Here is a 13,535-nt window from a genome sequence, read left to right on the forward strand (position 1 = left end):
AAAATTAGACCTGATGCATCGGTTCGCGATATAGAGGCTTAGGCTTGATTTTCCCGAATCGGTGTTTCCGATGACGATAACGGATTTAGGTTTAGTCGATGAGATCTTCTCGACGCACGCTTTCCACGATGCGGGAATGGTATCTTTCGATAGCACATCATAAGACGATCCATTTCCTAAATTGATCGATGCCGAGAAAGACCCAACTGCAAAGAATGGCATCCTCTTATCTTTTCTCACAACCGCTTTTGTCCCTTTTTTGATGAGAGCGCCAAAGCACTCTGCGGCACCCTCTCGCACTACAACAGATGCAGGTCCGTCTACGACCAACGTCGATCCTGTCGGAACTGTCATCTCGACCATGCAAACTCGATATTTGGCTAATTGCGAGATAATTCTATCTATAGGTAAAACAAAAATTATTGCAGTTTCGAATCAATATGATCAAAATGAGCAAAATAGAATCTATTTGCATTCGCATGAAAGGAACATAGACAATTAATCATGACAATTATTCCATATTCAAGTTTGCCATGATCTTGTATTTTTGAGCTTGTCAATTCTACGTCCTTGAAACTTCGGAACATCTCCCCGTGAGATTTCTCAAGAATGCCGTTGGCGGTTACTCATGTATGTTGTTGTGCTGGCTTTTTCTCATGACATGAAAACAAGAATCTTAGACAACCGCCCAATCATCTCATCCATGAGCCCAAAAGGAATAATTATGATTAACATGTGAATCGCACATTCTCGCAGCGGTACAAAGGATCAATATTTGTTTCCTCGCCATAGTTTTGAAAGGATAAAGGGACGTCTCAGAATTTTGAGGGAAATCCTTCTTGCGTCTTGCGAGGGAGGAAATACCGTTGGACATTTGCTGCAAGAATAAGCCAGAATCGAGCGGCCTTACATAAAGCGGGGAAAGCGTACATTGACGATTTATGTTATTGTTTTTTTCTTATTATCTGTCATGCTTCTCTTGATATCTGGAACCGCAAGCTCAGAAGATTTTGTGTAGATTGTTGGGAAAGGATCGACCCTGCCCTCCCAGCACGTGATGGAGAACACACGATGGTCATCGAAAGTGATAATTACACTACATCTTTCTCACATTTACAGATGAATTTCTCAGGAACAAGATTTAATTCATGCTGTTGGTTCAGGCAACTCATAGAATTTCGAAAGTATTGACAGTAATCAAGAGATCTATGAAACCTCGATGACGCTTGATTCAGGCGTAAGGCCACACTTTGAGTTCTTTTCTTGCGATGAGGACGTGCCTTTCGCTATATTACCCGCATGAAGTGAGATCTGTTTGGAACATTAAAAAGGTTGAAGGACATACAAACTACGCCAATCCCTGCTCCATCGCTATCGATTCTTCTGGATTCCCATATATTGCTTACTCTCAAATAATAGAACCATACTTTGAAGTGGGAATAGTTATTCGAAACTCACGCACCGATGATCCCTTTCTTAATCGGAACTTCAAAGAATTCAGCGCAAAGAGTCATTATCCATTCATGTCAACAACTTCTTATGGTCGTGCAATGGAAATCTTCACCAGATCGCATGCAGTGACCGGCGAAAACAGGAGTGTGGTCGTTTTGATAATTTGGGTTAACTACTACGAGACCGGTATCTCTACGATAGATACCTACGTCAGGGCACCACAATATACGGACCGTCAATCATAATCGATCAAGAGGATATTCCTCACATAACATATTCTACTCATGGTACGTGTAATAGTAATGTGATTTACACCACTATTGTTAATGATGAATGTATGGTTGAGACAATTGATAACAGCCATTAGTTTTGAGACTATTCAGAGCCGGCAATATTAATTGATTCACAGAAAAGGGTTCATCTTATCTATAAGAACGACAAAGATGGAAAGCTGGTCTACGCAATAAAGGACGATGATAGATAGAAAAAGCAAGTAATTATAAATCAGCTGTATCATATGGAGCGCAAAGGGTTACAAATAGCCACGGGCTCCATGGACAGACCAGTCATAGGCTACAAACGCGGAATATATATTAACATTTTTTTGAAATGAAAACCAACCCACCGTCTTCCGCCGATGAATTTCAAAGTCGAGATTGGAGGCGAATTTGTCCATTTAACCGGGTCTTCACCGAATGATGATGGTGGATCGCAAATAAGCGGATAGGTGATTTGCAGGGGAAATAAAGGGGAAATTCTAGAACAGTACCTTACGGTAAGAGCTTCAACAAGAAGCGTAAAAGAATTAGGTCTGACCAGCGATGTCGTATACATCTATGCGATGGCTGCAATAAATGAAGCTCGGATTGAAGAACTATCAGAAGCGCAAAAGAGCGATTCCGCATGATCAATTAATGTCAGCGACGATTGCAGTAGCAGCAGCCGGGGCCGGTGGTGCAGCTGTTGAGGCAATACTTGGAAGATTCTTGGTGAGGTGATTTTTAAAAAGGCTTGAATCATTTCCAAAAAACCGTATTTCAACGGGGATCTGGAAGCAAATATATTTAATCCTTCTCAGATTTGGTTCTCTTTTGATCTTACTCTTGTTTGAAAGAGGGGGGGTGATCAGATAGGTGAGCTACTTTTGGGATTACCGGCACTATATATTGGTGGAGTTCTTGTAGTCGCACTTCTCGTGCTAATGGGGTACGCTGATCAAAAGGGCGCATCAATTTTCATATTTGTTGTTGCATTTTTGGCGACTGCTGTTGGTTTCTACAATTGGCTGGCCCTTGGTAGTCCTTTAGCCATGGCACAGGTGCTTCTTTTTGCATTTACGTACTGGATGCTTGGTTACAACTGGTATACAGGTGCTACAGACAACAGATCTCTTGGATGGTATTGTCTGTTCGTTGCAATCAATGTCATACCGTTCGCATATTATGTATGGGATGCAAAAATGTACATTCTCGGCGTCAATTGGGTGCTTTGGGGACTCGCATGGTTTATGTTCTGGGTAGTCATGGGAATACAGAAAACGCAATTCATGAAATTGACAATAGTCATCACGTGGATTGCTGCGATCGTTGTGTGGATTAGTGCCTTGGGTTGGTTGCTTGGTTGGTTTGGCTTTTAACTTCCTGGGACCAGATTATGAGGTTTGAAACAGTTGAGGAAACTGGGGCGCATAGTCACACAAAACTCCTTTTCATTTTTTCTAAGTTTAAAGGACGATCTCGATTGTAACGCTAGGAAACGAGCAAGAATCATAATTGTCTGTCGAGTTAGATAGCATTGAGAATCAAAGAAATCTAGAATTTGAGCATCTGGGGGATAGCTATATCGGCAAACATGTTCTATTTCTAGCAAAAAGTTGTAGAAGATTGTTGAATATTCAACAATGGTGTGAGAAACGCTAAGCTAAAGTAAATTAATGAGACCATTTATGCCATACTGAATACATGTGCAATCTTTTCTCAATCCGAATAAAAAGTTTCTTCAGAAAGAAACCTTTTCATCGATGCACATTAGAAAATAAAAGCTATCAGTCGCATAAGCGGGTCAGAACTCTTAAGAAAAAGCTGCAGTCATGATCTCACAAAACTTATTTTGATGGTGATCAAATATTTATTGACAAACAAATTGATAATGAGATTAAGTGAGGCTACTATGAATGAACGAATATGTCGCATTAATGATAATAAAAAGAAATGTACATGTACTTACGAACCTTGCAGTCGAAAGGGACTCTGTTGCGAATGCATTCGATATCACTGGCAAAATCGGGAGCTTCCGGGCTGTTTATTCCCTAAGGAAATCGAACGCACTTACGATAGATCTCTCGAGTGCTTCCTAGAATATTATTCCAAATAATGAGTTGGGAGAATGTTCTCGGAAAAACCAGGATACTATTATGCGGTGTGTTGCGATTCTGCAAATTACTAAGCAATATCAAGGCTACTCTGTTTCTTGCCTAATCTCGCACGATCGAGCCTTTCGCCCGTGATCATGTAGTTCACACGTTCTCCGATGTTGCAGGCATGATCTGCAATCCTTTCTAGGTACCTTGCAATGAGTATGAAACGCATTCCCATGGGCACTTTCTTCGGATCCTCCATCATATATGTCAGAACCTCTCGGAAAATACTCTCATATAGTGCATCAACCTCATCATCCATCTTGAACAGATTGAGTGCTCTCTGCAAATCCCTGTCGGTAAATGATTTTACGGCATCGTCTACCATAGAGATGACAAGAGACGCCATGTGAGGAATACTTACAAGCTTCTTGAAGTATTTTTGGCCCTTGAGGAAATCAATCACTTCTGCAATGTCCTTCGCGTACCTGCCAATTCTATTAAGATCTGTAATCATTTTCAAGCAGGTGGAAACTGTTCTCAGATCACTCGCAACAGGCGTATGGAGCGCGATGAGATCGATGCAATGCTTTTCGATCTTCATATCACATTCGTAAATGACTCCATCAAGTCTTTCCACATCATCTTTTAACGAAAATTCCTCATTTACAATCGCCCTCACAGCTTTCTCAATAGCCTCCTTCGCTAAATTTCCCATCCCAGCTACTTCATCATTGAGTTTCGCTAATTCATCGCTCAAAACAGTTCTCGCCAATTTAACCAAACCTCCCAGTGATATATTGTTCAGTCAACTGCTTCTTAGGCTTTTCAAACAGCTTTCTTGTTTCATCCATTTCGATGAGTTCTCCCATATAGAAAAACGCGGTCGTATCAGATACCCTTGCCGCTTGCTGCATATTATGCGTTACGATTACTACCGTATAATCTCTTTTTAGATCTACCAATAAATCCTCTATTTTCGCGGTGGCGATTGGATCTAGAGCCGAGCAGGGCTCATCAAAAAGGATAACCTCAGGTTTGACAGCTAGAGCCCTAGCAATGCACAATCGCTGCTGCTGACCGCCAGACAGGTCGTATGCTGGTTTGTTAAGCCTGTCCTTAACTTCATCCCATAACGCAGCCCTCTTAAGACTCCATTCAACCAACGCATCCAAATCGCTCTTCTTTTTGACGCCGTGAATACGGGGGGCAAATGCAATATTCTCGTAGATCGATTTTGGGAAAGGGTTTGGTTTTTGAAAGACCATTCCTATTTTTTTTCTCACCTCGACAACATCAACACCTTTCCCGTAAATATCGAAGCCATCTATCCATACGTGTCCACTTACTTTGCATCCTGGGATGATATCATTCATTCTATTAAGGCTCCTAATGAATGTCGTTTTCCCGCAACCAGATGGACCGATTATTGCTGTGATCTCATTCCTTTGGATGTTCATTGAAATACCCTTGAGCACTTTGCAGCTTCCAAAGGATACCACAAGATTCTCAACTACAATCTCATGTGCCAAGCTTACCACCTATATTTTTTCCTGAATCTTCTCCTTAGGATTATCGCCATCAAATTCATCCCAATAACAAGTATCAGAAGAACAAACGCCGTTCCGTATTGTATGGGTCTTGTTGCCATCAGATCTGATGACTGAGTTGCAACGGTGTAAAGATGAAACGGCAACGCCATGAATTGGGAAAAAATAGAGTCGGGAAGATGCCTCATATAATATGCTGCGCCAGTCATAAGGATTGGTGCCGTTTCTCCTGCAGCACGAGAAAGCGACAGTATTATTCCGGTGAGAATGCCAGACATCGCGTAAGGAACGACATGATGTCTGACCGTCTGCCATTTGGTAGCACCGAGGGCAATGCTTGCCTCCCTGACTGAGTTCGGAACGGCTAGGAGTGCTTCTCGTGTTGCGGATATTATCAGCGGAAGCACAAGCAATCCTACAGTAAGACCGGCTGCAATTAGACTAAATCCAAAATCTAGCGCCATTACAAATAATCCAAGACCTAATAAACCATAAACAATCGAGGGCACTCCAGCAAGATTATGCACGACAACTCGCAAGATTTTCTTGAATAAGTTGTTCCTTTCGTATTCAACAAAATAAATAGCCGACAATACACCAACGGGAACGGAAAATAAAATAACAATAATACAGAGGTAAATTGTTCCTACAATTGCTGGGAAGATTCCCCCTTCCGTCATGCCCTTCTTAGGAAACTGCGTCAGGAATTCTAAACTAATAGTTCCAATACCCCCCATAATAATATAAGCCAACAAAATGCCCAAGGCTATAACGACCAGCGCACCGCATGCTCTGAATAGAGAAAAATATAATTTTTCCTTCAAACGCCTGTTCAATGGTACGCCTCCGCGAATTTTGCGAGCACGATATCTGCGATTATGTTAATTGCAAAGGTAATGACAAAAAGCACGGCGCCAACACCGAAGAGAGCATGGTAGTGAAGACTGTTGAAATTGACCTCCCCCATTTCTATTGCAATCGCTGCTGTCATTGTCTGGACTGACGAAAGCATGTCCCAAGTGATGACGGGGGTATTTCCGCATGCCATAAGTACCGTCATAGTCTCACCGACGGCCCTACCGATTGAAAGCATAATTGCAGCGGCAATTCCTGAAAGAGCCGCGGGTATTATTACCCCTCTCAGCGTCTCCCATTTCGTTGCTCCGAGGGCATAAGCGGCTTCCCTCAAATCCTGTGGCACAGAGTTTATGGCTTCTTCGGAAAGGCTAACCATTATGGGGATCATCATTACAGCTAGCATAATTGCGCCATTGAGCGCATTTAAGCGGTAAGTATTGTTGAAAACTGCAACTATCCAATCTGATAAAATAATTAGCGCGAAGAAACCATAAACGACCGAAGGAATGCCTGCTAAGATTTCTATAGCCGGTTTGAGAATGGATTTAATTTTCGGATGTGCTAGCTCAGCCAAATATATAGTGCAGCCGATTCCAATGGGTATGGCTATAATCGATGCTCCCAAACTTACTAGGAAAGTCCCGCAAAGCAGTGGAAGAATACCATATGAAGGATTTGTAGGTGAAGTAGGATTCCATATGTGACCACTAAGAAATTCGACAAATCCAATACTCGTAAAAGCAGGAAGAGCCTCTGAAAAAATGAAAAAAAAGACTGCAAAGAGGGCAAAAACGGTCACTAGCGAAACGCAAAGGAGCACGATTTTGATGAACGTATCTGTTTTGATGCTCATTCTTCGTCTTTCTTGCAGCAATATTTCTTCTTTATTGCCAGCTTTCAAAGATCTCCCCTAATGAAGCATCTTTAGCCTTTCCGCGTACTTTTTCCCGTTGAGAGATAGAAATACTTTGGCGAGATTCATTCTAGTTTCTCCAGCTCCTCTTCAATGATCTGGTCAGGTAAAGCATAGAATCCAATTTCTTCTGCAATTGGCTGACCATCGGTAAGAATCCAGAGCAAGTACTCTCTAAGTGCCCCTGTCGGTGTACCGGCCGTGTAAAGGTATAGATATCTAGAAAGGACATAGTCGCCGTCAATAACTGCGTCTTTATCCAGCGGCGAATAGCTCAGTGATGGCATGTCTTTACTCAGATTTAGTATTTTAATTCCGCTTGCTTTTGCTGCATATCCGATACCAACATATCCAATACCGCCCTCATCATTCATGATGGCCTGGACAATTGCAGAGTTTCCCGCCATTTGCTGCATATTAGTTGTGTAATTTTCATTCTTCAGCACAGTTTCCTGGAAATACATATAGGTGCCAGAAGTGCTTTGCCGACCATATGCCACAATCGGCATATCTAGACCGCCGAGGTCTTTCCAATTGACATAGGTTCCATTATATATCCCTCTCAGCTGATCCAAGGTCAGGACCTCGATAGGATTCGATGTGTGCACGATGATGGCAATTCCATCAATTGCGACGCGAAACTCGACAGGTGTAATGCCTGCCGCAATTGCTTGGTCGATTTCGCTTTGTTTCATTTGCCTTGAAGCTTGTGCAACATCAACAGTACCTGATATAAGAGCGGTTATACCAGTCCCACTACCTCCCCCCGAGACTATAACAGATATGCTCTCATACTCGCCATGAAATTCTTCGGCCCAAACTTGGCAAAGTTCTAGCATCGTATCGGATCCTTTTTGGTTGATTGTAATTGGTTTCTCACCACCACCTATAAACAGGGCGGCTGCGATTCCGGCCACCGCCAGAATCAGTACCACTGAAATTGCAACCAGTGCTTTCCTCTCCATCCAATCACTCCCTGATTTTCTACGACCATAATGAGCGCTGCATTTTGAATTCCTGAGATATCACAGAAATCCGCGCAAGAGCATCCAAGAGTTTCGTCCCCGCTACCAGCGCTCAATTGTCGCACAAATAGATCAAAAAAATAATCCGCCTTATAGATTGCACAAATATTATATGGTCTCGGAATGACTCAATATATGTATATATATGTCTCTTTTTGTATATACAAATTGATAAAGAATCATGCAGGGTCTCGTAGAGGTTGAGTCATGGGATGAAATATACGAAAATGTGGTTTTAAATGCCAGCAGGAGGAGACATCAATGAATATTAGAAAGATACAAAAAACAGGCAAATCAACTATGATTGTATCCTTACCGAGCTCGTGGATCTCCGAACATCGTCTCAAGCCAGGCGATCCCGTCACAGTCCAAGTCATGAATGATGGCACCTTGAGGATTTCGCCGATCCATAGCGATGAAGATGAATTGATCAAGAAAACGATCCAAGTTGAAAAGGAAGATGAGGAGCATCTCATCAGAAAGCTCATCGCTGCTTACATAGCTGGATCAAATGTCATTGAGATCAGGAGCAAGGATCGTCTCGATCTCAATCTAAAGAGAACTGTAAAGGAATTCTCTCAAATGGTCATAGGACCTGAAGTCATCGAAGAAACGAGTAACTCGATCGTTCTTCATGATCTTTCTGATCCTATGGAGTTGCCTCAGCAGAAATGCATAAGACGAATGCACCTTCTCGCAAAATCTATGCATGCAGATGCGATTAAATCATTAAAAGACGGTGATTATGACCTTGCAATGGATGTTATTGAACGTGATCGAGAAATTGATAGATTGTATTGGATGGTTGTTAAACAGTATAATCTGATTTTGCGAGACCGTTATCTTGCCGACAAAATGGGCATCGACGTATTTGACGGCATGGATTACGTAGTAACTGCACGCGGCATCGAGCGAATCGGTGATCATGCAGAAAAGATAGCGGGAAACACTCTGCTTCTGAAAGAAGCCAATATTTCTTCTCTAAATATCGACGATATCAGCGAGATAAGCGATATATCTTCATCATTATTGGACTGTGCAATTGACGCATTATTTTCTAAGAATGTGCTGAAGGCCAATGATGTCATAGATAAGGGAAAACTTTTTGTGACACGGGCTGAAAAATTGCGCGCTAATGTTAAAGACTCCACACCAATCGTATTGGTCGTTAAAACAACAATCACAGATAGTATCGCAAGAATCGGTATGTATTCTATGGACATTGCGGAGATTGCGATTAATGCTGCTATCAGAAGTTGGGGCTAACCATATCATTTTATTATGAGTAATTATATTATTAAGCTGAATATTATTAATCGGGACAATGATGACTTCGCAATTTTCGAATTGCAATTTGCAGTAACTGCGTATTATTTCTGGTAGTATTGAGATCACTTAAAAATCACAACTCCGATCACTGAATTCCTTTGACGATAATGCTGGTATTAAACACGGTGATCAATTCAGCGCGAAATATTCACAGAAAAAGTTGGAGACCACAGCATAAACGATCGAGATGCGACATCGCAATTGTTGAGATTCTCAAACATTCGAGACGGTGCAATCTGAACGAACATGAGTTGTATGCGTGAATCTTGCATGACCTAAATTTCAGTGTTATTCCCAACTTCTCCAACAATCAAAAATGTATTTGAAGCCGCACATCAGCTAATCACTAACTGCAGAAGTTCCAAAGTTCCGCTATACACCGTTGCCAACGATCATAAAACAATGGAAAATTATTTGATGGACATGTACAGCTATTAATCAGTCGAGGCGAAAATTATGAAAAGAATGACTGAAGATAATTTAAGGGTGGCCTTTGCCGGTGAAAGCCAAGCTCACATGAAGTATCTCATCTTTGCAGAGAGGGCCGAAAGTGAAGGATTTCCAAATGTCGCGAGGTTGTTTCGCGCTATTGCGTTCGCAGAGGAGGTACATGCAAGAAATCACCTGGAAGCCCTGGGTCTTATCCACGAAACTTCGGGAAATTTGCAGACTGGAATTGATGGAGAAAACTATGAAATCGAAGAAATGTACCCTGCCTTTCTTGCTGTTGCAAAACTCCAAGAGGATAGGGTTGCTCAAAGAACCATGAACTGGGCTCTGGCTGCAGAGAAAATACACACAGGTATGTATCAGGCTGCAAAACAATCAGTTGATGCCGGCGAGGACATACGAATTGGAAGAGTCTACATATGTTCTCTGTGTGGATATACGAGCGAAGACGTGGTTCCCGAGCGCTGCCCAGTTTGCGGAGCTATCAGAGATAAGTTTGTAGAATTCTAGTATTGGTAATCCTATTTCATTTACTATGGCATGAGATCAGATATGGGTTCCTATCAGCATAACTAAATGATCATAGAATAGCGAAGAGTACGACAGTAAAAAAGTCAAATCAAAAAATGATGGACTGTCTGGTGAAAATAAAAAACATGAATTTTCTATTTTATTTGTCAACTTTTGTGATTTGCGATTTGATTGTTAATGAATGTCTCTTAAAATTCATTATCGAAAAAGACTTTTTTCGTACAACAATTGATCCAATAAAAAAGGTGTTTTGAAAAGTAAGGGGATGCAAGATCTCTAGTTTCCAGAAAACATTTGGAGTATCTGTCTAACCCATCTCAGCAATCACCGCATCTGTGAATTGCTGGGTTGTCGCGTTACCCCCCATATCCTGCGTTAACACTTTCCCTTCGCCGAGGACTCTATATACAGCACTCTTGACCTTTCGAGCTTCGTTTTTCATGCCAATATACTCCAACATCCAGGCAGCCGATAGGATCAGACCTGCAGGATTCGCGATGCCCTTACCAGCAAGATCGGGTGCACTGCCGTGTGCGGCTTCAAACATACCGATGTTCTCTCCAAAATTAGCCCCAGGCATGAGCGCAAGTCCGCCTATGAGACCTCCACAGAGTTCCGAAAGAATGTCTCCGTACAGATTCTGTGTGACAATCATATCAAATTGCATTGGATTAGTAACAAGTTGAAATGCAGCGTTATCTACAAGCATGTCCCTGAATTTAATACGAGGATAAGAAGATGCCACTTCGGCAACGCATCTTAAGAATAGTCCATCACCCTTCTTCAATATGTTTGCTTTGTGCACTGCGGTGATTTCCTTTCTATCGTTTGCCACGGCATAATCAAAAGCGAATTTAGCAATCCGCCTGCTAGCTTCCTCTGACGTAAGTTTGATGCTTTCAACGGCACCGTAACTCGTTTCTCTCTCTTCCCCTGTGTATAGCCCCTCGCTGTTTTCTCTAACGATGATCATATCTACATTATTATACAACGCCCTAACCCCAGGAATCGATTTAACAATCCTCACATTTGCGAAAAGGTTGAGGCGTTGTCTCATCGTTACGTTAACGCTTCTAAATCCCGTTCCAACTGGCGTTGTCACAGGACCTTTCAGGATCACACCTGTTTCAATTGCCTCTTCAAAGAATTTCGGCGGTATGGGTCGACCGATTTCTTTTACAACTTTTGCGCCGACCTCAACTGGTTCCCATTGAATACTAGCACCAGAAGCTTCAACCACTTTGACCGCAGCATGCGTTATTTCTGGACCAATCCCATCACCAGGAACGAGCACGACCTTTCTCATATCATCCCTCTTCATCGATCATGAAGCCACCATGCTTCTTGAAATGCTCGACTAGCCCTCCATCCTCGAGGATTCTGACCATGACGCCAGGAAGAGGTTTTGCCTTGAGGACTTTTCCCTTCCCAACAATGTTGATCAACCCCCTTTTCAAATCGATTTGCAGCTCCTCTCCTTCTTCAATGGCTGAGGTGTCACATTCCAATGCTGGCAATCCGACGTTAATGCAATTGCGATAAAAAACCCTTGCGAATGACTCAGCTAATACTGCACCGATGCCCGCAGCTTGTAATACGAGCGGTGCTTGTTCTCTGCTCGAGCCACAACCAAAGTTTCTACCAGCTACGATGAAATCGCCATGTTCGATTTCATTGTAGAAATTCGGGCGCAGATCTTCCATGACGTGTTTTGCCATTTCATTTATGTCAAGAGTTTTGAACTTATACTTACCTGAAATTATATAATCAGTATTCACATCGTCGCCAAATTTATGTGCTCTACCTCGAAGCTGGTTCATTGAAACACCTCTCTTGGATCAGAAATCGACCCATTAATCGCTGAATAGGCAGCCGTCGCAGGACTTGCCAAGTAAATGAATGCTTTTGAATTGCCCATGCGACCTTTGAAATTCCGATTAGCCGTTGACAGCACAACTTCTCCGTCAGCTGGTATTCCTCCACCTGTACCAACGCAGGGACCGCATCCTGGTGTGAGAATCACACCGCCTGCCCTCACGATCTTTGCGAGAATTCCCTCTTCGAGCGCAGCCAGATAAATCTCCCTTGAAGCAGGAGCGACTATCAGCCTAGTGCGCTTCGATACTTTATTACCATCCAGAATCTCAGCAGCGATTTTCAGGTCTTCAAGTCTTCCATTAGTGCAAGTTCCAATAAATACCTCATCAATTTCTATTCCCTTTACTTTCTCAACAGGAACTACCTGGTCAACCCGATGAGGCTTGGAAACTTGTGGAGAAAGATTCGAAAGATCTTCAGTGATGATCTGTTCGTAAACAGCGTCGTCTGATGCCACTACGCCTTCAATTTTCTCGGAGGTACGACTTTTTAAGTAAGTCTTAACTTTCTCATCACAACGCATCAGACCAACTTTCGCACCAGTCTCGACAGCCATATTAGAAATTGTCATTCGGGCCTCTACGGAAAGTGTATCAATTACTTCACCGTAGATCTCCAGGGCTTTATAGGTGGCACCATCCGCAGTGAGAGAGCCTACCATATGGAGCGCCACATCCTTTGAGAATACACCAGACTGCAATACACCGTCGTAAACGAGTTTTATTGTTGCTGGTACCTTAAGCCACGTTCTCCCGCTGATCAACGCTGCTGCCACGTCTGTAGAGCCCATACCTGTCGCAAAAGCATTGAGCGCGCCATATGTGCATGTGTGTGAATCCGCACCGATTACGATGCTACCTGGCAATGCATGGCCTTTTTCTGGGACAAGCTGATGGCACACACCTTCGCCGACATCGTATAGAATAGCATTGTGTTGATATGCAAACCGTCTCATCTCCTTATGAATATTCGATACGCCCTCTACCGGTGAAGGCGCGTTGTGATCGATGACAATTGCGTACTTATTCGGAGCATAAATGGATTTGCCACCCATCTTCTCGAAAGCTTGAATTGTCAACCCTGTGGTTCCATCTTGGCTCATTACGAAATCGACTGGCACTATGACTATATCGCCAGCCTCCACGCATTTGCCAACGTGATTTGAGATTATGTTCTCCGAAATCGTTCCCATT

General features: G+C 42.6%; 15 protein-coding genes. 6 read left to right on the top strand and 9 right to left on the bottom strand.

Annotated features, from left to right (window positions below):
- On the bottom strand, positions 1–363 hold a 363-nt coding region (locus tag QW087_05365; protein ID MEM2944148.1), incomplete at its 3' end, for a hypothetical protein.
- Positions 364–1,268: 905 nt separating this feature from the next.
- On the opposite strand from QW087_05365, the gene QW087_05370 reads away from it, so the two are divergent.
- The 4 genes from QW087_05370 to QW087_05385 all read left to right on the top strand — a co-directional run bounded on the left by QW087_05370 (position 1,269) and on the right by QW087_05385 (position 3,808).
- Positions 1,269–1,697: a hypothetical protein gene (locus tag QW087_05370; protein MEM2944149.1), complete on the top strand. Its 429-nt coding sequence runs from the start codon at positions 1,269–1,271 to the stop codon at positions 1,695–1,697.
- A 609-nt stretch (positions 1,698–2,306) separates the two neighbouring features.
- Complete coding sequence (locus QW087_05375; protein ID MEM2944150.1) at positions 2,307–2,450, top strand: hypothetical protein; 144 nt, start codon at positions 2,307–2,309, stop codon at positions 2,448–2,450.
- A gap of 146 nt (positions 2,451–2,596) precedes the next feature.
- Complete coding sequence (locus QW087_05380) at positions 2,597–3,088, top strand: AmiS/UreI family transporter (GenBank protein MEM2944151.1); 492 nt, start codon at positions 2,597–2,599, stop codon at positions 3,086–3,088.
- A 537-nt stretch (positions 3,089–3,625) separates the two neighbouring features.
- Positions 3,626–3,808, top strand: coding sequence for a hypothetical protein (locus QW087_05385; protein ID MEM2944152.1), 183 nt, complete (start codon positions 3,626–3,628; stop codon positions 3,806–3,808).
- Positions 3,809–3,893: 85 nt separating this feature from the next.
- On the opposite strand, the gene phoU is transcribed toward QW087_05385, so the two are convergent.
- From phoU to QW087_05410, 5 genes are all read right to left on the bottom strand, one after another.
- Positions 3,894–4,583, bottom strand: coding sequence for a phosphate signaling complex protein PhoU (gene phoU / locus QW087_05390; protein ID MEM2944153.1), 690 nt, complete (start codon positions 4,581–4,583; stop codon positions 3,894–3,896).
- 1 nt (position 4,584) lies between these two features.
- A complete protein-coding gene (gene pstB, locus QW087_05395; GenBank protein MEM2944154.1) occupies positions 4,585–5,340 on the bottom strand; it encodes a phosphate ABC transporter ATP-binding protein PstB in 756 nt (251 codons plus the stop codon).
- Between the two features lie 2 nt (positions 5,341–5,342).
- A complete protein-coding gene (gene pstA / locus QW087_05400; GenBank protein ID MEM2944155.1) occupies positions 5,343–6,194 on the bottom strand; it encodes a phosphate ABC transporter permease PstA in 852 nt (283 codons plus the stop codon).
- Positions 6,191–7,117, bottom strand: coding sequence for a phosphate ABC transporter permease subunit PstC (pstC, locus tag QW087_05405; GenBank protein ID MEM2944156.1), 927 nt, complete (start codon positions 7,115–7,117; stop codon positions 6,191–6,193). Before pstC ends, pstA begins: the two co-directional genes overlap by 4 nt.
- A gap of 77 nt (positions 7,118–7,194) precedes the next feature.
- Positions 7,195–8,094: a PstS family phosphate ABC transporter substrate-binding protein gene (locus tag QW087_05410; GenBank protein MEM2944157.1), complete on the bottom strand. Its 900-nt coding sequence runs from the start codon at positions 8,092–8,094 to the stop codon at positions 7,195–7,197.
- A gap of 321 nt (positions 8,095–8,415) precedes the next feature.
- Here QW087_05410 and QW087_05415 point away from each other — a divergent pair, with 321 nt between their 5' ends.
- Together QW087_05415 and QW087_05420 are read left to right on the top strand one after the other, a co-directional pair.
- Positions 8,416–9,420, top strand: coding sequence for a phosphate uptake regulator PhoU (locus QW087_05415; GenBank protein MEM2944158.1), 1,005 nt, complete (start codon positions 8,416–8,418; stop codon positions 9,418–9,420).
- Positions 9,421–9,939: 519 nt separating this feature from the next.
- Positions 9,940–10,443, top strand: coding sequence for a rubrerythrin family protein (locus QW087_05420; GenBank protein ID MEM2944159.1), 504 nt, complete (start codon positions 9,940–9,942; stop codon positions 10,441–10,443).
- A gap of 328 nt (positions 10,444–10,771) precedes the next feature.
- Here QW087_05420 and QW087_05425 read toward each other — a convergent pair whose 3' ends face one another.
- The 3 genes from QW087_05425 to QW087_05435 are packed head-to-tail and all read right to left on the bottom strand — an operon-like array spanning position 10,772 to position 13,534.
- Positions 10,772–11,785, bottom strand: a complete 1,014-nt coding sequence (locus QW087_05425; GenBank protein ID MEM2944160.1) for an isocitrate/isopropylmalate dehydrogenase family protein — start codon at positions 11,783–11,785, stop codon at positions 10,772–10,774.
- Complete coding sequence (locus QW087_05430; GenBank protein ID MEM2944161.1) at positions 11,772–12,284, bottom strand: 3-isopropylmalate dehydratase small subunit; 513 nt, start codon at positions 12,282–12,284, stop codon at positions 11,772–11,774. Before QW087_05430 ends, QW087_05425 begins: the two co-directional genes overlap by 14 nt.
- Positions 12,281–13,534 (bottom strand): 3-isopropylmalate dehydratase large subunit, encoded by a 1,254-nt coding sequence (locus tag QW087_05435; protein MEM2944162.1) that lies wholly within the window; start codon positions 13,532–13,534, stop codon positions 12,281–12,283. The genes QW087_05430 and QW087_05435 overlap by 4 nt, the downstream gene beginning before the upstream one ends.
- Position 13,535: the final 1 nt, after the last annotated feature.

The organism is Methanomassiliicoccales archaeon (genome assembly GCA_038850735.1).
Taxonomy (GTDB): Archaea; Thermoplasmatota; Thermoplasmata; order Methanomassiliicoccales; family JACIVX01; genus JACIVX01.

Bases quoted from the DNA above. Each gene is read 5' to 3' on its own strand.
- QW087_05410 (MEM2944157.1), bottom strand. From the start codon at position 8,094: ATGGAGAGGAAAGCACTGGTTGCAATTTCAGTGGTACTGATTCTGGCG.
- QW087_05370 (MEM2944149.1), top strand. From the start codon at position 1,269: ATGAGGACGTGCCTTTCGCTATATTACCCGCATGAAGTGAGATCTGTT.
- QW087_05420 (MEM2944159.1), top strand. From the start codon at position 9,940: ATGAAAAGAATGACTGAAGATAATTTAAGGGTGGCCTTTGCCGGTGAA.
- QW087_05435 (MEM2944162.1), bottom strand. From the start codon at position 13,534: ATGGGAACGATTTCGGAGAACATAATCTCAAATCACGTTGGCAAATGC.
- QW087_05415 (MEM2944158.1), top strand. From the start codon at position 8,416: ATGAATATTAGAAAGATACAAAAAACAGGCAAATCAACTATGATTGTA.
- QW087_05425 (MEM2944160.1), bottom strand. From the start codon at position 11,785: ATGAAGAGGGATGATATGAGAAAGGTCGTGCTCGTTCCTGGTGATGGG.
- QW087_05385 (MEM2944152.1), top strand. From the start codon at position 3,626: ATGAACGAATATGTCGCATTAATGATAATAAAAAGAAATGTACATGTA.
- QW087_05430 (MEM2944161.1), bottom strand. From the start codon at position 12,284: ATGAACCAGCTTCGAGGTAGAGCACATAAATTTGGCGACGATGTGAAT.
- QW087_05375 (MEM2944150.1), top strand. From the start codon at position 2,307: ATGAAGCTCGGATTGAAGAACTATCAGAAGCGCAAAAGAGCGATTCCG.